Here is a 19,649-nt window from a genome sequence, read left to right as displayed (position 1 = left end):
CCCCGCTGGCAAGCGGGGCGTTTTCAGCACAGCAAGATTTACTGGGTCTGAGTGGCGCTGGTGATCAGCACCGGCGCCACCGGCACATCGGTAAAGCCATTCTTGGTTGAGGTCGGCACGACCTTGATCTTGTCCACCACATCCAAGCCGGTCAACACTTTGCCAAACACCGCATAGCCATTCACGCCGGCAGTGCTGCCGTCGAGCGAAAGATTGTCCACCACATTGATGTAGAACTGCGAGGTGGCGGAATTCGGATCACTGGTGCGCGCCATCGCCAGCGTGCCGCGCACATTGCTCAAGCCATTTTTGGATTCCAGCTTGATCGGCGCATAAGTGGTGGACTTGGCCGTCATATTGCTGTCAAAGCCGCCGCCCTGAATCACAAAGGTGCTGATCACACGATGGAAAATCAGATTGGTGTAGAAACCATCTTTGGTGTATTTCAGGAAGTTATCAACCGAAATCGGCGCATTCGCCGGATACAGTTCCAACACCATATCGCCCAGGCTGGTCTTCATGGTGACTTGCGGCAAGGGCACAGTTTGCGCCGAAGCGAAGGTCGAGCTTAAACCGCCATTGCTGAAATTCAGGGTAATGCCGCCGGTTGCGGTCGGGGTGCAGGTAAAGACTTGCTGCGTGGCGCTGCCGCCGGCCACCTTGGTCATGCCGCTGCAGGAAGTGGAGGCTGCGCTCAGGCTGTCGCCCAGATTGGCGCCGCTGACGGTGAATTTCACGCTCGCGCCATACATCAGTTTGTCCGGCGTCACGCTGGAAATCGACGTGCCGCCCGGCGTCGGCGTCGGGGTTGGCGTCGGAGTCGGCGTCGGCGTGGGAGTCGGCGTCGGCGTCGGGGTGCTGGAACCGCCGCCACCGCAAGCGGACAACAAAACGGCCAGCGTCAGGCCGGTTGCAGTCAATACGTTCTTCATGAGATCTCCATCGAAAAGCCGCGCCGGACACAGCGCGGAAAGGGATACGGGAAGGCGGCGCAAACAGCAGCCACAGCGACGCCACAACAAGACAGTAAAACGGGAATTGTAGCGCAATGTCCAGCCTGCAACGCGGCCATGCCGGCCTGGATCAGACCCGGCGCCGCCTTACATTTTCCTGCCGGCAAGGTTTACCGCGCCGGGCGCAACATGTCCACATGCGCAATCCCGTCTTCGTCATACACCCCGGAACAGGGTGCAAAGCCAAATCCGGCGTAAAACGCTTGCAGATAATGTTGCGCCGCCAGCCGCAGCGCCGGGCTGCGCCCGCCGGGGCTTAAGCGCGTCAAGGCTTCTTGCATCAATGCGCGCCCCAGGCCGCAGCCGCGCCAGGCCGGCGCGCACACCACCCGGCCAATCGCCGCTTCCGGGTATTTCACTCCCGCCGGCAAGACGCGCAAGCAGGCCGCCAATTGCGGCTGCGCGCGCTCATCCCAGGCCAGTAAGTGCATGGCCTGCAAGTCCAGACCATCCGGGTCGAGATAGGGGCAAGCCTGCTCCACTACAAACACCTGACTGCGCAGGGCCAGGGTGTGATACAGGCTGTGCGGGCTGAACTGGTCAAACGCCAGCCATTCCCAGCGGATCGCCGCCAGATCCTGCGTACTCATGGGGCCGGGGCCGGCGCGCCTTTGCGCGTGGCCGGATCAAACAAAAATTCACGCCCTTGTTCATCACGCAACCACAAGCGCCGCCCATCCTTGGCCAGCTTGAGTTCGGTGAAAAACACGTCTTGCACATCGCCTTCCAGCGCCGGATTGCGCGCGCCGGCGAACACTTGCGCCAGCCACAAGCGCTGTCCCTTGCCATCCAGCGCTTCCAGATAACCGCCATTTTGCGGCAAGCCTTCCGCGCGGCCCCAATGCAAAACCCGGTATGTCACGCCATTCAATTGCACTGGCGCCACCTCGGGCGGCGCGGCGCGCTTGCCGCGCGCACCGGGCGGCGGGCCGGCTGGCGCCGCTGCGGCGCCCGGCGCAGCAGAGGCGCCGGCCCCGGCGTCGGCCGGCGGTGCGCAGGCGGCTAAGAATAAACACAAAGGCAGGATGCGCACTGGGTTCCCCTTAATTGATTTTCACCAAACCGCCCTGCACCGTCAGCATGGCGCCGCCATTGATATCCATTTTCGCGCCGGCCTTGAATTCAGCGGTGGCGTCAGCTGAAATCGAGATTTGCGGCGCTTTGATGGTGATCTTGGCCGGCTCCAGCTTGATCGAGCTGGCCCCCACTTTCAACTCCAGCGATTTGATCGCCTCGGTCGTGCTGGCCTGATTCACCTTCACATTCTGGTTCATGTCCACCGTCAGCGACTGATTCTTTTTGACATGCGTGGTTTGATCCGCATCCACATTCACGGTTTGATTTTTGACGATGTGCACGGTTTGATCATTGCCGACTTCCAGCTTTTGATCGTTTTTGATTTCGATGGTCTGATTGCCCGGATCTTTCGCCTCGAAACCGACCTTGCGCGTTTCGTGACGTTTGATGATGGTGTTCATATCCAGCTGGGCCTGGACAAAAATTTCTTCCGCGTCTTTTTTGTCTTCAAAGCGCAATTCATTAAAGCCGCCGCCGCCCTTGGACGAATTGGTCTTCATGGTGGAGCGGGTTTGATTGGCCGGCAAATCGTAAGGCGGCATATTGTCTGAGTTGTACACGCAGCCGGTGATCAGCGGGCGGTCGGGGTCCCCTTCCAGGAACTCGACCACCACTTCCATACCGACGCGCGGGATAAACATCGTGCCCCAGCGCTTGCCGGCCCAGCTTTGCGCCACCCGCACAAAGCAAGAACTCTTTTCATCATTCTTGCCTTCGCGATCCCAATGGAACTGCACCTTGACGCGGCCATACTTATCCGTCCACACCTCTTCGCCGGATTTGCCGACCACAATCGCGGTCTGCGGCCCGTACACGCGCGGGCGCGGCGTGCTGGGCAGCGGGCGGTAACGATGCTCCTTGCCCAACATGATCAGATGCGCGCCAAACACCAGCGGCGCACCGCCGCTGTGGCCGGCGCGGAAATCATCAGTTTCCATGGTGTAGAAAATATCCGTGATCAGATATTCCTTATTCAAATCGCTGCGCGGATGTTCGATCAGGCTGACCATCGCGCCGCAACTCAAGCCGCGCGCATTGCTGTCCGCCATAATCGCTTCGCACTGCCCGTGCAGCGCTTCGATGCCGCCCTTGGCGATCTGCTTGCCGCTGTCTGCGGTGATATAGCCGCCCGGATAGTCATACATTTCATAGGCCGGCTGGGAAAACGCGGCGGCGATGGTCTCTTTCACGCGCAGACTGCCGCTGGTCGAAGCCATCACTTTTTCAAAGTCAAAATCGTTCAAAGAAACGCTGGAAGACTGGACTTCGCCGCTTGCCACCAATGAATACATGCGCTCATCGCCAGCGCGGTCGCGCGTTTCATCTGTGGCGAATTTGACTTTTTCATACTTCGGCGTCTTCACATGCGGGCCATACGAATCGCACAACACCAGCGTATGCTTGCCGCCCTCATGTTTGAAGTAATAATAGATGCCGTATTTTTCCATCAGGCGCGACAGAAACACGAAATCGGTTTCGCGGTACTGCACGCAATACGGGATTTTTTCATAGGTCAGCTCGGTCTTGACTTCCAGCGTGGCCATGCCGCCGTAAGCGGCTTTCTGACACACTTTTTTGAAAATCTCGATCACCGTCATATCCTGGAAGATAAAGCAATCGGCAGTGCGCGTCAGCAGCCAGAACCAGGGCCGCACTTCCGCCACATAATGGGTGAATTCGCCAAACCCGCCGCTGCAGGAAAAGCGCGTCACAATGCCATTGAACTCGCGCTTGCTCTTGTCCGGCAATTCCAGCTTGACGGTGAGTTTTTTGCCGAGCATTTTGGCAAAATCGATATCTTTTTTCTCGCTGAACATCTCAACCCGGTATTCAAACAAGCGGCCCAGCGCCTCCTTGCCCGTCATACGGCTGATAAACAAAACATCATCGCCCAAGGGCGTGGTGACGGTAAGTTGCCGGTTCTTCTGGGTATAGCCGCTCATTTGCTGTCTTCCTGGGTGAGTAATGTGAGTGATGCCGGGTTGCCGCGCCGCATGCGCGCCCTGACTTATCTGGGATGGGGTATTGTAAAACAGAAGTGTGGAGCGATTGCGGATAAACACAAATCCACACACCCGGCCAGAGCTGCGCCAGCGCTTGATGCGCCAGGCACAGCGCGCCGCGCCTGTCACAATCCGTTGCATCCCGCCTGCGCATTCATGGCACACTTGCATTTTTCTTTCACCCACGCACAGCATGCCTGCCTTTTCTCACTTTCCAGCCTGGCGCCGCCTCGCACTGGCGGCGCTCACCTGTTGCGCCCTGCAGGCACAGGCGCAAGGGCCGGATTTCACGGTGGAATTCAGCGGCGCCGGCGATTTGCGCAGCCTCTTGCAAGACAATCTGGAATTGCTGCGCTGGCGCGGCCACCCGCAGCTGGACAATGCGCAAACCATGCGCCTATACCGCCAGGCGAGCGCACAAATCCAAAAATTGTTACAAACTGAAGGCTATTACGCCGCCAAAGTCACGCCCGGCATTCAACGCGAACAAAGCCCCTGGCAAATCCGCTTTGAAATCGAAACAGGGCCGCAATTCATGGTGTCGCAAGTGAATGTGTTGCGCAGCAAACCCGCCGGCGGCCCGGAAAGCGAGATACTGGAAGAAGCCAATGAATTCCGCCAGCACTGGGATTTATTGCCCGGCTCGGCGTTTCGCCATGCCGATTGGGAAGCCGCCAAACGCGCCCTGGTGCGCAAAGCCGGCATGCGGCGCTATCCGCGCATTTTGCTCAAAGAAAGCGAAGCCCAGGTTGACCTGGAAAGCAACAGCGTGAAGCTGACCCTGATTTTGGAAACCGGGCCGGAAGTGGTGTTCGGCGTGATCCATGCCGAAGGCGCGCAACGCTACCCTGAAAGCATGGTCGATCAACTCAACACCTCGATTGTCACGCGCGCCGAATACAACGAACAAGCCTTGCTCGACCTGCAACAAAAATTGCAAGACAGCAATTACTACAGCTCGGTAGTGGTGTTAGCCGATTTTGTCCAGGAAATGGATTTTCAAGAGCGCGCCGTGGTGCCGGTGCTGGTGCGCCTGAACGAATACAAACGGCGCAAAGTCGATGCCGGCCTGGGCTACTCCACCAATACCGGCAAGCGGGTGCAACTGACGCTGGAAGATTTGATGTTTTTTGGCAAGCAAGCCAAAACCGCCCTGCTGCTGGAAAGCCGCAAACAGCAATGGCAAGGCCGCTTGCAATGGCCGACCACGCGCGAGGGCTATCATGACAGCATCAGCGCCGCCAGCATTCACACCAAACTCGACGGCGAACGCACCCACACCAGCCGCATCGGCGTCGCCCGCACCTGGGGCGCACAGGCATTGCAACGCGAATTCGGCCTGGAACTGCTGGCCGAGCGGCGCGAAACCGAAGGACTGGCGCCGCAATCCACCCTCTCGCTGCCGCTCTCCTACCAAGTCACCTGGCGCAAACTGGACAGCTTCCTGCAACCGCGCAAAGGTTATCTGTTGCAAGCCGCCAGCACACTGTCCCTGCTGCCATTGCGCGGCAGCGTGCCGTTTGCGCGCGCCAACTTGCGCCTGCAAACTTATTGGCCGCTCAGCCCGCGCGACTTGTTGCTGGGACGCGCCGAAGCCGGCGCCGTGCTGTCACGCAATACCGAACAAGTGCCGGCCAGCTTCTTATTCCGCGCCGGCGGCGACCAATCGGTGCGCGGCTACGGCTGGCAGGAACTGGGCGTGCGCGAAGGCGCCGCGCTGACCGGCGGACGCTATCAGCTCACCGGCAGCATCGAATATCAACATTGGATCAATAAAAGCTGGGGCGGCGCCGCCTTTATCGACGGCGGCAACGCCGGCAATCAAATCCACCAGCTGCGCCCGGCCATGGGCTATGGCGTGGGCGCGCGCTGGAATTCCCCGGTCGGCCCGGTGAATCTGGATTGGGCTTATGGCCGCGACGTGCGTAAAGCGCGCCTGCATTTTTCTCTTGGCCTGGCGTTTTGAGACAGCACATGGAAAGCACACCACACCAAGCCCCGCCAGCGCGCGCGCGCTGGCCGCGCATCTTGCTGCTTGGCAGCCTGACCCTGGCGAGCCTGCTGGCCTTTGCCCTGTGGTGGCTGGGCCGCCCGGCCAGCGCCGCCTGGCTGCTGCCGCGCCTGCTGCAAGAACACGGCGTGCAAGCGCAACAGATCCAGGGTTCTTTATACGGCCCCCTGAAAATTGGCCGCATAAGCTGGAGCAACCGGCATTGGCGCGTCACGCTGCACAATCTGGAACTCGACTGGCGCCCCGCCGACCTGCTGCGCGCGCGCCTGGAAATTGATGCGCTGCAAGCCAGCCAGCTCGACCTCGAAGCGCTGCTGCCTGACCACAGCCCGGCGCGCATGCCGGCCAGCTTGCAAAGTCCGCTGCCGCTCAATCTGGCGCAACTCAAATTGGCGCGCCTGGTCTGGCTCGATCACGGCAAACGACTGGAAGCCGGCCCCATCGCCGCACGCCTGCAAGCCGATGACAGCGCGATCAGGCTGCAGCAATTTTCCGCCCAGGCCCATCTGCATGGGCAAAGCTGGCAACTCGGCGGCCAGCTCGAATTGGCAGCCAAAGCCCCGTTCGCCCTGCGCAGCGGGCTGGAACTGGCCAACCCGGCCTTGCGCCTGCAGGCAGACGGCGACGGCAATCTGGGCGAAATGCGCTGGCGCGCCAAGCTCAGCCAGGCCGCCAGCCGCCAGACCCAGGCCGAAGTGAGCGCCAGCCTGCAAAGCTTTGCCACGCTGCCGCTGCAATCACTGCACATCAAAGCCGCCGGCTTGAATCCGGCGCAGATTGACCCGGCCTGGCCGCAAGCCGAACTCAGCCTCGACCTCGCTCTACAAGACAGCGCCGGACAAGCCGGCCAGCGCCATTATCAAGGCCGCCTGCAATTGCACAATCACAAAGCGCAAGGGCTGGAAGCACACGGCCTGCCGCTGCAACAGCTGCAGGCCGCCGTGCAAGCCAGCCTGAAACGCGATGCGCAACAACGCCTGCAGGCCGATTGGAAACTCAGTCAGGCCCAATTCAGCTTCCTGCGCGGCGGCAGCCTGCACGGCCAGGCGCAAGGCAACGCCGCCGGCATGCAAGCGCGCTTTGATGCGCAAGGGCTGGACTTGCAAGGCTTGCACAGCAAAATGCGGCCGACCCGCATTCACGGCTGGCTGGAAGCCGACAGCGCAAACAGCTGGCAGGAAGCAGCCTGGCGCACCGAATTACGCGACGACACGGTATTGCGCGGCGCCAGCCTGCAAGCGCGCGGCAAGGCCAGCCGGCAAGCGCTGGAACTGCAGCAACTGCGCCTGCAAGCCCCGGGCGGCAATCTGCAAGCACAAGGCAAACTCGGCCTGCAAGGCGCACGCGCCTTCCAATTGCAAGGCGAATTGCAACACTGGAACCCGGCGCGCTGGGGCGATTTTCCGGCGGCGGATGTCAACGCGCGCTGGGACGCGCAAGGCAGCGCCCCCTCCGGCGCCGCATGGCAGGGACAGGCGAAACTGCAATTGCTGCCGGGCCAGTTATGGAAGCAGGAATTGCGCGGCGCGATCCAGGCGCAAGCCAAGGCCGGCAGCCCGCTGCAGCTCGACGCCAATCTGGAACTCGGCGCGCACCGCCTGCACGCCCAGGGCCAGTTAGCCAGCAGCGCCGGGCAAGAACACCGCCTGCGCTGGGAACTGGCCTTAAACCAACTGCAAACCCTGCCGCCGCTGGAAAAATGGAGCGGCAATCTGCAAGCGCAAGGCGAATTGCGCGGCTCATTACAACAAAGCCAGCTCATCATCCAAGCACAGGGACAGGATATCCGCCCCACCCAAGCCAAGGGAGCCGCCCAACTGAAACTGGAAGCGCAACTCGGCTTGCAAGCGCCGTATGCGCTGCAAGCCAAAGGCGAGGCGCAAGGCTTGCAAGCCTGGGGCCTGGCCGGCGCGCCGCCGGCGCAACTCAATCTGCAATGGCAGGCCCAGGCCGCGCTGCAAAGTGAAACATGGCAAATCGAAGCGCACAGCCTGCCCGGCAGCGAATGGAATAAACAAGCCCTGCGCCTGCAGGGCAAAGTGGACTGGCGCGCGCGCCAATTGGCCGTGCTGGAACTGGAAGCGCAAGCCGGCGCCAACCGCATCAGCGCGCAAGGCGGACTGGGCGCCCCCGGCGCACAGCTGCGCTGGCGCGCTGAACTGCCGCAAGTGGCGCAACTCGGCAGCCAGGCCGGCGGCGCACTGCACGCCCAAGGCAGTCTGGCGCTGCCGCCGCACAGCCCGCCGCAATGGTGGTTGCAATGGCCGGCCTGGCTGGCGCAAGCCCAGGGCAAGGCGCAAAAATTGAGCTGGGGTCAACATTTCCAACTGCCGCAAGCCGAATTCAAATTTGACTGGCCGGGGTTGCAAGAAGATGGCCCGCTGCGCGCCCAAATCAAATTGGACAATTTGCTGCTGCCCGATCAGCAATGGGAGCAAATCCAGCTGGAACTGGACGGCAAGCGCAGCGCGCATCAACTCAAGCTGCAAGTGCGTGGCCGTCTGCACGACGGGGCCGACAGCCGCCCGCTGCGCGCCACCCTGGCCATGCAAGGCGGCGCGCAGGCAATCGCCCCGCTGCGCTGGGAATGGCGCGGCCAATTAAAGCAACTGGAAAACCGCGCGCGCCATCATTTCAATCTGCGCCAGGCCGCGCCGCTGCAATTCCAACTGGAAGCGCAGGGCCTGCGCCAATTTGAGGCGCAGCACATCATTCTGGATTTACTCGAAAACAACCGCTTGCGCAGCGCGCGCGAAGAAGACAAAAACGCTAAAAACATGGACGCCGCGCAAGGCAGCATTCACTTGACGCGCCTGCGCTGGCAGCCGCAGCAATGGGAAACCGAAGGCGAAGCCCGGCAAGTGAGTTTGAACTGGTTATTGCCGCAATATCAAAACGAATGGCGCAGCGACTTACGGCTGCAAGGACAATGGTCGCTGCAAGCCACGCCGCAGCAATTGCAAGGCGCGCTGAATATCGCGCGCAGCAGCGGCGACCTGCGCCCGGGCCGCCCCGGCGCTCCGGCGCTTGGCCTGCATGATTTGCAAGCCGCCGTGCAGATCCGCCAAGGCGCACTGAACGCACGCCTGCAAGCCGCCGGCAGCCAGCTCGGCAGCTTGAAACTGGAAGCGCAAACCCGCCTCACCCCCAGCGAAGGCAATTGGCGCTGGAGCAGCGCCACCCCCTTGCAAGCACAGGCGCAAACCGACTTGCGCACCCTGGCCTGGCTCGCGCCGCTATTGCCGCTGCCAGATCTGGATGTGGATGGCCGCTTGCACAGCAATCTGCAACTGGACGGCAGCCTGGCAGCACCGCGCGCACGCGGCACGCTGCAGGGACGCGAACTGAGTTTGCAATGGCCCGGCCCCGGCATCAAACTGGAGCAAGGCAGCATGGATATTCAGCTGGACGGGGAAAAACTCAATTTACAGAGTATGCGCTGGCGCGGCGGCGCTGGCAGTTTGCAGGCCAGGGGAGAAGCGCGTCTGCAGGGGCAAGAACCAAGCGCACGGCTGGAGCTGGAAGCGCAATCGCTGCAGCTGCTGTCCGCACCGGATCGGCAATTAGTGTTAAGCGGCAAAAGCACCCTGCAGCTCAAGCCCAAGCTGGTGGAGGTGCAAGGCAAGCTGCGCGCCGAGCGCGCCGAATTCAACTTTGCGCCGCAAAACAGCGCAGTCTTGAGCGAGGATGTGGTGATCAAACAGGCGGCGCCGCTCAAACGCGAAGCCGGGCAGGCCGTGCATTTGCATCTGGATTTCGATTTCGGCGACGCCTTCACGCTGCGCGCCGCCGGCCTGCAAGCGCGTCTGGATGGCGCGCTGTCGGTGCGCGCCTTCGACCGGCGCGGCCCGCGCGTGGTCGGCAATGTGGCGATCCGCGAAGGGGTGTACCAGGCTTACGGGCAAAATCTGGAGATTCGCGAAGGCGCGCTCAACTTCACCGGCGCCTATGACAATCCGAATTTGAATTTGCTGGCGGTGCGCAAGGGCATGAACCCGGACACCGGAGTGGAAGCCGGCATCGAATTGCGCGGCAGCCTGCAAGCGCCGCAAGCACGCCTGGTGTCGGAACCCTCGGTGCCGGACAGTGAAAAGCTGATGTGGCTGATTTTAGGGCGCGGCAGCGAAGGCGGCAGTGAAGGCGACAACCCCTTGCTGGCCTTGGCCATCAATGGCCTGTTTGGCGGCGCGCAAAACAGCAAACTGGTCTCCGCCCTGGCGCTGGACGAAATCAACCTCAGCCGCGCCCACGGCGCCGAAAGCGCCGTACTGACCGTCGGCAAACGCCTCTCGAACAAGCTGTTTGTGACGCTGGAACAAGGCATGGGCAGCGCCAGCACCCTGCTCAAACTGCGCTACACCTTGAACCCGCGCCTGTCGCTGCAATTGCAGACGGGGAATAATAATGCGCTGGATGCGTTTTATACGTGGCGCTTTGATTGAGATTGTTGAAATCATTTGATGTGACGTTCCCTCGATATTTCGTCTGCCATCAGATGAATTTTATGCAGCCAGCTTTTCCTGATTTTGCTCACGCTGCCAGCGGTCAAGATACTGAAACGGCGATTGATAGCCCAGAGTTGAATGCTGACGGGTTCGATTATAAAAGACTTCAATATATTCAAAGCTGGCAGCCTTCATTTCAGCATGGCTGGCATAACGCACGCCATGGTATCGCTCATTCTTGAAACTGTTAAACCAGCTCTCGGTCGGTGCGTTGTCCCAGCAGTTTCCTTTGCGACTCATCGAGCACGTCATGCCGTATTCCTTGAGTTTGTCCTGAAAGGCTTGGCTGGCGTATTGGCTGCCGCGATCAGAATGATGCATAACGCCCGCGTCCGGTCGACGGCGAAACCACGCCATCGTCAAAGCGTCAGTCACAATGTCGCTGGTCATGCGCGGCTTGAGCGACCAGCCGATCACCTCCCGATTGAACAGATCCAGCACAATCGCCAGATACAGCCAGCCTTCGTCAGTCCACAAATAGGTGATGTCCGACGTCCAGACCTGGTTAGGGGCTGCCGGAGTGAAATTGCGAGCCAACAGGTTGGCAGCAACCGGCAAACTATGCCTGGAATCCGTGGTGACCTTGTAGCGCCGCTTATGGCGGGCACGGATACCATTGTTTCGCATGAGACGTTCGACGCGTTCTTTGCCAGCGCTGAAGCCTCGTTTGCGCAGTTCTCGCACGATGCGCGGGCTGCCGTAAGCCCCTTTGAGTTCGGCATGAATGGCGCGTATCACTGCAAGCATTTGTGCATCCTTCAAGCGCTTACGCTCAGGCGTGCCGCCACGCTTCCACGCCCGATAGCCGCTGATGCTGACGTCGAGAACGGCGCACATTTCTGTCAGCGCATAGCTCTTGATTTGTCCATCCATCCAGGCGTACTTCACAGGACATCCTTCGCGAAGTACGCCGCTGCTTTTTTTATGATTTCATTCTCCCGCTTCAACCGGACGTTTTCTGCGCGCAGTCTGGAAAGTTCCATCGCTTCCGGCGTCACCACTTTGCCGCCAGCGCCTTTGAGTTTTCCTTCTGCTGCCGCCTTGATCCAATTTCGCAGCGTCTGGTCGCCCAGCCCCAGCTCCCTAACCACGACCGCCACCGATTCACCATCTTGGACGCGTTTGACCGCCAGTTCTTTGAACTCGGTCGTGTATGCTTGTTTCGGTATTTTTTTCATTTCCTGTCTTTCTCAAGTAACGTTATTTTACGTCACCTGTGGCAGACTAAATTTCAGGGGAAGCTCAATGTGGGCTTTGCTGGATAAATAAATTCAGTGCACAAAAGCCCATCCGAAACGGATTCAGGGCATGGCCACCTTGCTGGACGCGCCCAAGCGGGTGGAGCGATTGAGGATGGCAGCGCATACTTGCCACTCGAAGACCTGCCGGTCGATCAGCAAGTAAAGACCGGGGCTTATCGCCTGCCCTGCGTGTTGATTGTTACCGTCAGAGACTTTTGCTGGCGACTGACGGTGCTGAAATCAGGCGTCTGCGTGATGGGGTCGCCCTAACATTCCAACTTTCTTCAACTATTCGCGCTGAGATGTCAGGAATTTTTGCGCCTAAGATGTGATTTCAGTGTGTGTCTGAGGCGCACCGTGGAATGAAGAGTGCGTTGAATGATAAGGCAACAGCCTTTCTGAGATCAATTGAGTCTTCCCCTATTGATCCCATGACCCCACTGATCTCAAGACCCACTCTTATAAGAAAAAGGGAATGTAATATGAAGTGCGTTATAGCCGATGTTGTAGAGACTTCGTTTAAATTTCAATCACCAGTTGATATTACTCATGTAGGATTGGAGTGGGGTGATTTAGTTATCACACTCACCTCTCGTGGCGACATGAAAGGTGCAATAGTCAAATTTAGCGATACTATTGGCATTCGATTACTTGATGAAGGAGACTTATTGGAATTTTGGCCGACTTGTTCAAGTGACAAAGGTTGGATTTTTCGAATTAGTCAAAATGGCTGGTTTGACCACGAAGCATCTCGACCAGGTTTTATGCGTGATAAAAACTTGGGTATTTGCGAGTACTTCATCGCAAGTCAAAATAGCTGCATAAGCATTCTTTCTGGAGAAGCACCTTCGATTGAGATTTTCAAAATTTGAGAAATTTGAGTATGCGTCAAAAAAACTTGCTGATTACACTCACCATAATTCATTCCATTACACACATCTCCGCAGCGCGCCCTGAATGCGGCCAGAAATCCGTTTACATTCAATGAGTTGCACGCCCTGAGAATTCAATGAAACTTTCAATTGTGGACTTGCATATTGGATCAACATGTATGTGCGTCGATCCGTCAGATGAATACGAAGATAATTCATTCATGGGTACAATCTCACCATTTCCAATAGTTATTCCAGGAAAATGTGGGATTTTGTAATTTTTCCAGTTTTCTTGAATAATTGGATGATTAAATTTAATTTTTGAATTTATATCCATACTTTCTCCTCTGTAAAATTAGCAGTAGTCGAAAAAATTTTAATGCAAACTTGTTTCGTCGTCGTAATGCTGATCCTGGAATGCTGCGGTTGCAATTGCGGCAGCCAGCTGGGAGCGCTGATTTCGCTGTAGGCGACTTACAGTAAATGGCCCCAGTTTTTTGATTTACCTGTAATTGATGATTGTGAAAACGTTAGTCATGTTTTTTATTATTTGCGTAAAAATTTAATCGTTCTTTGTCGTCATCAATTAAATCTAGTATTTCATATGCCGCATCAGTTACACCATCTTGCAGTTCTTTATAGAGGAGCCATAAACCTTCTCTTGCTTTTTTATGACACCTGTCCATCAACTCATTGTTTTCAGCATCAATTTCAGACTGATGAGGAGTGCCAGCAAGAATTTGGAATAAAAGCTCCATACACGCTACCTTTGTTGGCCTGCTACAGTCATCTGCCAGAGCCAACAGTAAGACAGGAATTGCAAATTCAGCGCATTGGAATACTTGCCCTTGGATCACGATATGATTTTCCAATTGCCAATAAATCTCATTGGCGTCTTCAGCACTCTGTGTTTTCAGTAAGCGGATAAGTGCATTGGGTATGATTACAGCCGAGCCAGGAGCTACGCGAAGGTTTTCCCAGTTAATTCGCGATATTTCAATTATTGACTTCATCATTTTCCTTATGCTCGACCAGGATCTGCTTTAAACATCAAATTTAATGATGTTGTTGGGATCAATTCTTGAGAAAAATTAATTTCTTTTCTGTGATTAGTTGTTTGATGTTGTTTTTCAGTGTGAGCTCATCATATTCATAGGGTTTGCGATCATTTTCAGGATTGAATAAATCAGCGTAGCAAAAAATAGTCGATAGTATTTCACTGAGATTTGGGTCGTCTTTCAGTAACAAGCTTGCATTCCTTTCAGATCGCCACTTTTCAATATAAACTTCTACGAAATCAATTGCTGAAATTTCTCCAATTAGAAATTTATTTGCAATTATTAATAGTTCTTTACTCATCTAAGCAGTCCAATTTGTATGTGATTGACATTTGTATCATTGCCCTAATTTTTCTTTTGCTTTGCTTGCAATGTGCTCGTAATCATCATTTGAAAGTTTGAGTAATATTTCTTTGGGAGTATAATCTGATGCCGTCAAAATTGATCTAAATGCAATGTCTAAGCTACTTTCCCCTGTATGAATATTTAATAAATTATTAAAATCTAACAAGGTATATTTTGAGATATTCTTCAAATACAAATTTATTTGAGCATGCTCCTTGACGTGATTGGAATTAAAATTTAATAAGGCAGTTAATATTTCAATTGGGCACTTTTGCAATGTAGCCAATGCATTAGCCACATTAATTCTGCCGTTTATTTTTTTATAAATTTCAAAGAATACTTTTTCTTTTGCTTGAGGATGCCAGAGAATTAATTCCGATAGTTCCCCAAAAAAAGGGGAGTGATAGAATTTTTCCACCCAGGAAATTAATTGCTCTTCGGAAAGTGAGTCATCTAAAGTGCACAATCTGGTTAATTCGCCAGGTTTTTTTACAATGTGCATTAGATTTGCGATGTTTGTATCGGTTTTTATAAGCATTTGCATTTTCCGGTTGTGAAAACTTGTTCAATCTTCTTTTGATATTCCTTTAAATTTTCTTTCAGATCTTTTTTATCCCTTTTTTTAGATCAGGATCACCGGGGTACGCATCACCTGCTTGTCCGACTAATTTTCCCTTCTTATAATAGTCTTCCATCAATACACGTGATACAGTTTTACCATCTTCCACATGAACACGTAACGGAGCATGCTCACTTCCCCCAACAGCTGGACTGGCATATGCATTCACCACAACACTTCCTTCATTGCCCACATTAATGTTTACCAACCCCAACGGATCAATCCAACTAATCGGATTCGCCGCATACTGGTAAATATTATTCCCGCCCGCCAGTCCAATCGGGTCTTGGCTGATGAAGCGACCGATGTATAGTGGTCAAATTTCTGAATATCTACATTTATCAACACCCTGTTGCCATACTTCGATTTTAGCGCGATTCGGCTAGATTTTACAACAAAGCTTGGGTATGTAAAAATATATGAATAATCTCAACTATGCTTTCTCCTCAATGATTTTTTCATGCAGAAAAACAATATCAGAAATTTTTGCAAGGTGAAATTTTAAATATTTTGTTTTGGATAATTTATCTGCATTTTTTCCACTGTTATTATCAATAAAAATCAGACAAGAATATTTTTCATAATCTTTGTCATCAAGGCAATCTGGTGACGCAGATTCTTTTGGATTAATTGTGACTTTGTCTGCAAATAATCCTGTGTACTTGAAATACATACCAACATAACTGCTTTCATGCAATTCAAATTCCATGTCGAACAATTTTTGAAAAATCTTGATGACTTCATCCGTTGTGATATTCGCGCCATATTTGCAATGGTAGCTTTTCTTCATTTTCTCCTCGGACATAATAAATATATAATTAAAATAGCATCTGCATTTAACAGGAATTGAAATGCCAGTTGTTTTCCTTTTGCGTTTGTGGCATCTTTGAAAATCATGCCATTAACTTCACGCCCACCAGACATTCTCGACAATTATTCCCAAGATATCACTAATACCCTGATTTTTTGTGTTATCGCTTCCCATTTTTATTGATTTACTTCAATTTCCTGCGTCTATTCAGACCCTACGGAGGCGTAAATTTACCCTTTAAAATCAAAGGGTTGCAAATCACTGATGCTTAGCAAGAAAATTTAAGAAATCCATATAAATCAATGGGCTACGATTTTTCCCGAGAAATATCAACCATTTCTCCATTTAAAAAATGACTTCACCTGGAAATATCGCCAACGTAAATCATTTATTTGTATAGAAATTTTCCGAACTAACTTTACTTGAGTTTTAATGTCTTCAATCAGATATTGAAGTCAAATTTCTGAACACATCTATTTATCACCACCTTGTTAAATTATGGATTAAATTTCTTACGATTGAACTCATTTACATCTGGAAATGATTGTGAAAAAACTTCATCCCAAAGATCTGCTTCGGTAATTTTCCACCAATATGGGTAATCAGTTTCTGGTTTAATCTTTTCATAAAGTGAAATTAAGTCAAGAAGTTCAATTGGATTATCTCCCATAAATTTGAAATCCGCCTTTTCAGCAATCCAAAGAACATCTGTTGGATAAAATCCTGGTTCATCAACTTCCCCTTAGACCTTAACTGTGTAGCCTTTCTCTCTAAGCAGCAATATGCATGAATCATATGTATTTGAGTGTGACCCTAATGCCATCTTAATTTCTCTATTTTTATTTGTAATATAATATTTATTTAACATTTACATTTCTTAATTGCAGATGATGGTATTTCCCCTTTAATTAAAATCTCGTTATTTTTCTTCATGATGGTGGCAACATCTCTTACTTTGCCAGCATATTTCTCATCTGCCTGTAGAATTTTAAGGGCATCTTCAATAGCAACAACTTGAATATTTCTATTGGCAGTCAAAGAAGTTATCTCTGCCTTTGAATTTTGATTGTATCCCAAAAAATGATGCTCCACGAGTTCCATTTTTCCCATTTAACACTTCAAAAAATGAGGTTAACCGGGTGTTGAAAAAATTAACACTTGGCGATTATCCATGCTATATCTAGTTGATTTTCTGGATTTTCCGCTAGATATAGTGATCAAAATTCTGATCACCTTCATTTATCAACACCCTGTTACATGTTAGAGATGCGGATTTTCCTCACTTTCAGAAAATGAAATCCTCTTTGCAATAATGTAACATACCCCATTTTCTTTAACTTCTAATATATTACTTGGTCTATTTGAACCACTATATGTACCATCAACATCAAGACATACAAATTCCTCTTCCTGAAAGATGGTGACTCCAGATAAAATAACATTTGATTCACCACCAATCACTCTGGATTTGAAATCAGATACGTCCTCTAAAATAAATGTGACTTTCCTCCAAATATTTAAAGATTGAGAGTAATCCCGGGCATAAAATGTTGCTTTGGCGCAGAGGTTTGTTCCCGCTAAATAATAAAAGCCAAACTCAAGAAATAATCCATCATCGAAATGATGGTATTTATTTAAAATCTCTGTAAAGTCTTTTTTTTCTGAATTAGTCATTTTCACTGGCCTATTGGTGTAGCAGGTGTCATTCCAGTAGGAATTGCCCCCCAGCCTGCTGGTACTTGATTTGGTGGTAAATGTACTGCTGACGGACCATGCGCACTCGCAAAATTTCCTGGTGGAGTTAATACATGTCCATGACCAGAAACTGCACCACCTCCATGGTTTTTAAAATCTACCTGACCAATCGCATTTCCCTGTGAGTCATAGATTGTATTTTGAACTGCAACACTGCCAGTGCCATCGGTTTTAGTATAAATCGAATCTGGTACACCTGTTGCTTTAGGTTTGTCTTTTCCTGAAAAATGTCCACCACTTTCACAATTACATGCAGTCAACCCCAACGGATCAATCCAATTAATCGGATTCGCCGTATACTGATAAATATTATTCCCGCTCGCCAGTCCAATCGGGTCTTGGCTGATGAAGCGGCCGATGTCCGGGTCGTAGTAGCGGAAACGATTATAATGCAATCCGGTTTCGGCATCGTAATACTGACCCTGGAAACGCAAGGGTTGCAGTTGCGGCAGCCAGCAGGGAGCGCTGACTTCGCTGTAGGCGATTTTCAGCAAAACACCTCTTGCCCCCAGATTTTATGGGGTGGATAATCTATCTTTTCTGCTGATTATGCAATTTTGATGGCTTTAAAAGATAAATTTTTCTATTCAGAATCGGGAAAGGCATCTTCCATTAGTTCAGTCCATATGTCTTCGCCTTCAACGTGCCACCAGTAATTGGAATCGCTTTCTGGTTTTTTGTGATCATATATAGCAACAAGCCCTAATAACTCTATAGGATTGTCTGCCATAAATTTAAACCCATTTAGCTCAGCTATCCAAATTGCATCAACTGGATACTCATCACCATTCATCTCTCCTTCAACAGATAATTTGAATCCACGTGAACGTAGTATTCGTAAACATGTATTCCTAACATTTCCATTTGAACCGAGCGGCATTTTTTCTCCTAAGGCTATTTTTTACAACAACCAATACTACTTGATGGTATTTCACCATGTACAAGTACTTCATTATTTTTTCTCATTATCTGAACTGCATCTCCTGATTTTTTTGCCAACTTTTTATCTGCTTTCAATATCTCTTTTACTTGCTCGGAGGTATATATTTTTATTTTTCCTTCAGCTTCGAGTGTTTGTAGATCTGACAATGAGACTTTGACAGGAGAACCAAAAAATGTCGCACCCCGTGTCCCATTACTTCCTTTTAAAACTTCTGAGAATGAAGTTAGTCTTCTGTCTCCTTTTTCTTTATCAATACCCTGTTAATGATGTTGCTGGGATCAATCCTGGTAAAAAAATAATTTCTTTTCTGCAATTAATTTTTTGATGTTGTTTTTCAGTGTGCACTCATCATATTCATAGGGTTCGCGATCATTTTCAGGATTGAATAAATCAGCGTAACAAAATATAGTCGATAGTGTTTCGCTGAGATTTGGCTCGTCTTTCAATAATAGACCTGCATTTCTTTCAGATCGCCATTTTTCAATATAAATTTCTACGAAATCAATTGCTGAAATTTCTCCAATTAGAAATTTATTCGTAATTAGTACCAGTTCTTTACTCATCTAAGTAGTCCGTTTTGTATGTAGTTGGTGAATTGAGGAGTGCCGGGCTGCAACTTCCATCCTGAAAGAAAAGCATTGGAACCATCCAATATTACGACATTGTTAGTTGCGGGATTAAAGTACACATTTGAACCTGGAGCATAAGAATATGTGCCGTGTTGATATGTAAGGGGGTCTTTCAAATGATTCTCCAGTGCTGCTTGATATTCAGCTAAGGTTGCTGGATTTTTTTTTGTTGTATTAATACCAAAATCTGGGGCGTGTTTGAATTTCTTATCTAACTGTTGACTAGTAAAAGTTGCATTACAGCACAACCCCAACGGATCAATCCAACTAATCGGATTCGCCGCATACTGATAAATATTATTCCCGCCCGCCAGTCCAATCGGGTCTTGGCTGATGAAGCGGCCGATGTCCGGGTCGTAGTAGCGGAAACGATTGTAATGCAATCCGGTTTCGGCGTCGTAATACTGGCCCTGGAAACGCAAGGGTTGCAATTGCGGCAGCCAGCAGGGGGCGCTGACTTCGCTGTAGGCGACTTGCAGTAAATTGCCCCAGCTTTGATAACTGGCTTGCCAGCGCAGGCGGCCTTGGGCGTCGCTCAGTTCGCGCGGGGGTGTCCAGGTGGCCGCTGTTGCAGCTGCGGCTGCCGGGCAGCGGGCCCCAGGCGTGTTGCAAACCACTTAAATAGCAGGACAGAATTTCCGGAATGTATTTGATCACCATCTGCGCCAGCTCTTTGATGCCGATGAATTGCAGCAACAGATTGCCGACCTGCATCCCGAGCGCGGAGCCGGCCATACAGCCCGGCACTGCGCCGACACCGCCAGCCA

The 19,649-nt window shown here is 51.9% G+C and carries 22 protein-coding genes and 1 pseudogene; 3 read left to right on the top strand and 20 right to left on the bottom strand.

From position 1 onward, the window contains the following. Nucleotides 1-38: 38 nt before the first annotated feature. The 4 genes from V8J88_RS23970 to tssI form a co-directional block, all read right to left on the bottom strand. Complete coding sequence (locus tag V8J88_RS23970) at nt 39-932, bottom strand: peptidylprolyl isomerase (protein ID WP_338846812.1); 894 nt, start codon at nt 930-932, stop codon at nt 39-41. A 191-nt stretch (nt 933-1,123) separates the two neighbouring features. After that, nucleotides 1,124-1,603, bottom strand: a complete 480-nt coding sequence (locus tag V8J88_RS23965; protein ID WP_338846811.1) for a GNAT family N-acetyltransferase — start codon at nt 1,601-1,603, stop codon at nt 1,124-1,126. Next, on the bottom strand, nt 1,600-2,046 hold the full coding sequence (locus V8J88_RS23960; RefSeq protein WP_338846810.1) for a hypothetical protein: 447 nt from the start codon (nt 2,044-2,046) through the stop codon (nt 1,600-1,602). Before V8J88_RS23960 ends, V8J88_RS23965 begins: the two co-directional genes overlap by 4 nt. Before the next feature lie 10 nt (nt 2,047-2,056). Next, nucleotides 2,057-4,033, bottom strand: a complete 1,977-nt coding sequence (tssI, locus tag V8J88_RS23955) for a type VI secretion system tip protein TssI/VgrG (protein WP_338846809.1) — start codon at nt 4,031-4,033, stop codon at nt 2,057-2,059. A gap of 253 nt (nt 4,034-4,286) precedes the next feature. On the opposite strand from tssI, the gene V8J88_RS23950 reads away from it, so the two are divergent. Continuing rightward, nucleotides 4,287-6,059 carry a BamA/TamA family outer membrane protein gene (locus V8J88_RS23950; protein WP_338846808.1) on the top strand — a complete coding sequence of 591 codons (1,773 nt, stop codon included), beginning with the start codon at nt 4,287-4,289 and terminating at the stop codon, nt 6,057-6,059. Nucleotides 6,060-6,067: 8 nt separating this feature from the next. Further along, on the top strand, nt 6,068-10,546 hold the full coding sequence (locus V8J88_RS23945) for a translocation/assembly module TamB domain-containing protein (protein WP_338846807.1): 4,479 nt from the start codon (nt 6,068-6,070) through the stop codon (nt 10,544-10,546). A gap of 60 nt (nt 10,547-10,606) precedes the next feature. On the opposite strand, the gene V8J88_RS23940 is transcribed toward V8J88_RS23945, so the two are convergent. After that, nucleotides 10,607-11,787 (bottom strand): IS3 family transposase gene (locus V8J88_RS23940; protein WP_338846235.1). Its coding sequence is split into 2 segments (ribosomal slippage): nt 10,607-11,535 and nt 11,535-11,787, totalling 1,182 coding nucleotides; the frame shifts between segments, so codons are not numbered across the junction. A 545-nt stretch (nt 11,788-12,332) separates the two neighbouring features. On the opposite strand from V8J88_RS23940, the gene V8J88_RS23935 reads away from it, so the two are divergent. Continuing rightward, nucleotides 12,333-12,722: a hypothetical protein gene (locus V8J88_RS23935; RefSeq protein ID WP_338846806.1), complete on the top strand. Its 390-nt coding sequence runs from the start codon at nt 12,333-12,335 to the stop codon at nt 12,720-12,722. Between the two features lie 109 nt (nt 12,723-12,831). Here the strand turns inward: V8J88_RS23935 and V8J88_RS23930 are convergent, their stop codons facing one another. The 15 genes and pseudogenes from V8J88_RS23930 to V8J88_RS23860 all read right to left on the bottom strand — a co-directional run bounded on the left by V8J88_RS23930 (nt 12,832) and on the right by V8J88_RS23860 (nt 19,499). Beyond that, nucleotides 12,832-13,059, bottom strand: coding sequence for a hypothetical protein (locus tag V8J88_RS23930; RefSeq protein WP_338846805.1), 228 nt, complete (start codon nt 13,057-13,059; stop codon nt 12,832-12,834). 193 nt (nt 13,060-13,252) lie between these two features. Next, entirely contained in the window at nt 13,253-13,738 is a 486-nt protein-coding gene (locus tag V8J88_RS23925; RefSeq protein WP_338846804.1) for a hypothetical protein, read from the bottom strand. 58 nt (nt 13,739-13,796) lie between these two features. After that, a complete protein-coding gene (locus V8J88_RS23920; RefSeq protein WP_338846803.1) occupies nt 13,797-14,081 on the bottom strand; it encodes a colicin immunity domain-containing protein in 285 nt (94 codons plus the stop codon). A 36-nt stretch (nt 14,082-14,117) separates the two neighbouring features. Beyond that, a complete protein-coding gene (locus tag V8J88_RS23915) occupies nt 14,118-14,663 on the bottom strand; it encodes a hypothetical protein (protein WP_338846802.1) in 546 nt (181 codons plus the stop codon). 61 nt (nt 14,664-14,724) lie between these two features. Beyond that, entirely contained in the window at nt 14,725-14,958 is a 234-nt protein-coding gene (locus V8J88_RS23910; RefSeq protein ID WP_338846801.1) for a hypothetical protein, read from the bottom strand. A gap of 3 nt (nt 14,959-14,961) precedes the next feature. After that, nucleotides 14,962-15,039 (bottom strand): annotated as a pseudogene (locus V8J88_RS23905) (hypothetical protein); the annotation flags it as partial. A 138-nt stretch (nt 15,040-15,177) separates the two neighbouring features. Next, entirely contained in the window at nt 15,178-15,534 is a 357-nt protein-coding gene (locus tag V8J88_RS23900) for a hypothetical protein (RefSeq protein ID WP_338846790.1), read from the bottom strand. A 517-nt stretch (nt 15,535-16,051) separates the two neighbouring features. Beyond that, nucleotides 16,052-16,225 (bottom strand): hypothetical protein, encoded by a 174-nt coding sequence (locus V8J88_RS23895; RefSeq protein WP_338846800.1) that lies wholly within the window; start codon nt 16,223-16,225, stop codon nt 16,052-16,054. Nucleotides 16,226-16,416: 191 nt separating this feature from the next. Next, complete coding sequence (locus V8J88_RS23890; protein WP_338846799.1) at nt 16,417-16,665, bottom strand: hypothetical protein; 249 nt, start codon at nt 16,663-16,665, stop codon at nt 16,417-16,419. A gap of 150 nt (nt 16,666-16,815) precedes the next feature. Continuing rightward, the gene (locus tag V8J88_RS23885) at nt 16,816-17,229 is read right to left on the bottom strand and encodes a hypothetical protein (RefSeq protein ID WP_338846798.1); all 414 of its coding nucleotides are present in this window, start codon (nt 17,227-17,229) and stop codon (nt 16,816-16,818) included. Nucleotides 17,230-17,231: 2 nt separating this feature from the next. Then, nucleotides 17,232-17,804: an RHS repeat-associated core domain-containing protein gene (locus V8J88_RS23880; RefSeq protein ID WP_338846797.1), complete on the bottom strand. Its 573-nt coding sequence runs from the start codon at nt 17,802-17,804 to the stop codon at nt 17,232-17,234. 89 nt (nt 17,805-17,893) lie between these two features. Next, on the bottom strand, nt 17,894-18,103 hold the full coding sequence (locus V8J88_RS23875; protein WP_338846796.1) for a hypothetical protein: 210 nt from the start codon (nt 18,101-18,103) through the stop codon (nt 17,894-17,896). Between the two features lie 101 nt (nt 18,104-18,204). Further along, complete coding sequence (locus V8J88_RS23870; RefSeq protein ID WP_338846795.1) at nt 18,205-18,399, bottom strand: hypothetical protein; 195 nt, start codon at nt 18,397-18,399, stop codon at nt 18,205-18,207. 132 nt (nt 18,400-18,531) lie between these two features. Continuing rightward, complete coding sequence (locus V8J88_RS23865) at nt 18,532-18,816, bottom strand: colicin immunity domain-containing protein (protein WP_338846794.1); 285 nt, start codon at nt 18,814-18,816, stop codon at nt 18,532-18,534. Beyond that, nucleotides 18,813-19,499: an RHS repeat-associated core domain-containing protein gene (locus tag V8J88_RS23860; RefSeq protein ID WP_338846793.1), complete on the bottom strand. Its 687-nt coding sequence runs from the start codon at nt 19,497-19,499 to the stop codon at nt 18,813-18,815. The genes V8J88_RS23865 and V8J88_RS23860 overlap by 4 nt, the downstream gene beginning before the upstream one ends. Nucleotides 19,500-19,649 lie beyond the last annotated feature (150 nt).

The organism is Massilia sp. W12 (assembly GCF_037300705.1).
Lineage (GTDB): Bacteria > Pseudomonadota > Gammaproteobacteria > Burkholderiales > Burkholderiaceae_D > JACPVY01.
This window is presented reverse-complemented; position numbering and strand designations above follow the sequence as displayed.

Excerpts from the sequence above, each read along its gene's own strand:
- V8J88_RS23970 (WP_338846812.1), bottom strand. The coding sequence starts at position 932 with ATGAAGAACGTATTGACTGCAACCGGCCTGACGCTGGCCGTTTTGTTG.
- V8J88_RS23965 (WP_338846811.1), bottom strand. The coding sequence starts at position 1,603 with ATGAGTACGCAGGATCTGGCGGCGATCCGCTGGGAATGGCTGGCGTTT.
- tssI (WP_338846809.1), bottom strand. The coding sequence starts at position 4,033 with ATGAGCGGCTATACCCAGAAGAACCGGCAACTTACCGTCACCACGCCC.
- V8J88_RS23950 (WP_338846808.1), top strand. The coding sequence starts at position 4,287 with ATGCCTGCCTTTTCTCACTTTCCAGCCTGGCGCCGCCTCGCACTGGCG.
- V8J88_RS23945 (WP_338846807.1), top strand. The coding sequence starts at position 6,068 with ATGGAAAGCACACCACACCAAGCCCCGCCAGCGCGCGCGCGCTGGCCG.
- V8J88_RS23935 (WP_338846806.1), top strand. The coding sequence starts at position 12,333 with ATGAAGTGCGTTATAGCCGATGTTGTAGAGACTTCGTTTAAATTTCAA.
- V8J88_RS23930 (WP_338846805.1), bottom strand. The coding sequence starts at position 13,059 with ATGGATATAAATTCAAAAATTAAATTTAATCATCCAATTATTCAAGAA.
- V8J88_RS23925 (WP_338846804.1), bottom strand. The coding sequence starts at position 13,738 with ATGATGAAGTCAATAATTGAAATATCGCGAATTAACTGGGAAAACCTT.
- V8J88_RS23920 (WP_338846803.1), bottom strand. The coding sequence starts at position 14,081 with ATGAGTAAAGAACTATTAATAATTGCAAATAAATTTCTAATTGGAGAA.
- V8J88_RS23915 (WP_338846802.1), bottom strand. The coding sequence starts at position 14,663 with ATGCTTATAAAAACCGATACAAACATCGCAAATCTAATGCACATTGTA.
- V8J88_RS23900 (WP_338846790.1), bottom strand. The coding sequence starts at position 15,534 with ATGAAGAAAAGCTACCATTGCAAATATGGCGCGAATATCACAACGGAT.
- V8J88_RS23895 (WP_338846800.1), bottom strand. The coding sequence starts at position 16,225 with ATGGGAGATAATCCAATTGAACTTCTTGACTTAATTTCACTTTATGAA.
- V8J88_RS23890 (WP_338846799.1), bottom strand. The coding sequence starts at position 16,665 with ATGGGAAAAATGGAACTCGTGGAGCATCATTTTTTGGGATACAATCAA.
- V8J88_RS23885 (WP_338846798.1), bottom strand. The coding sequence starts at position 17,229 with ATGACTAATTCAGAAAAAAAAGACTTTACAGAGATTTTAAATAAATAC.
- V8J88_RS23875 (WP_338846796.1), bottom strand. The coding sequence starts at position 18,103 with ATGAATGGTGATGAGTATCCAGTTGATGCAATTTGGATAGCTGAGCTA.
- V8J88_RS23865 (WP_338846794.1), bottom strand. The coding sequence starts at position 18,816 with ATGAGTAAAGAACTGGTACTAATTACGAATAAATTTCTAATTGGAGAA.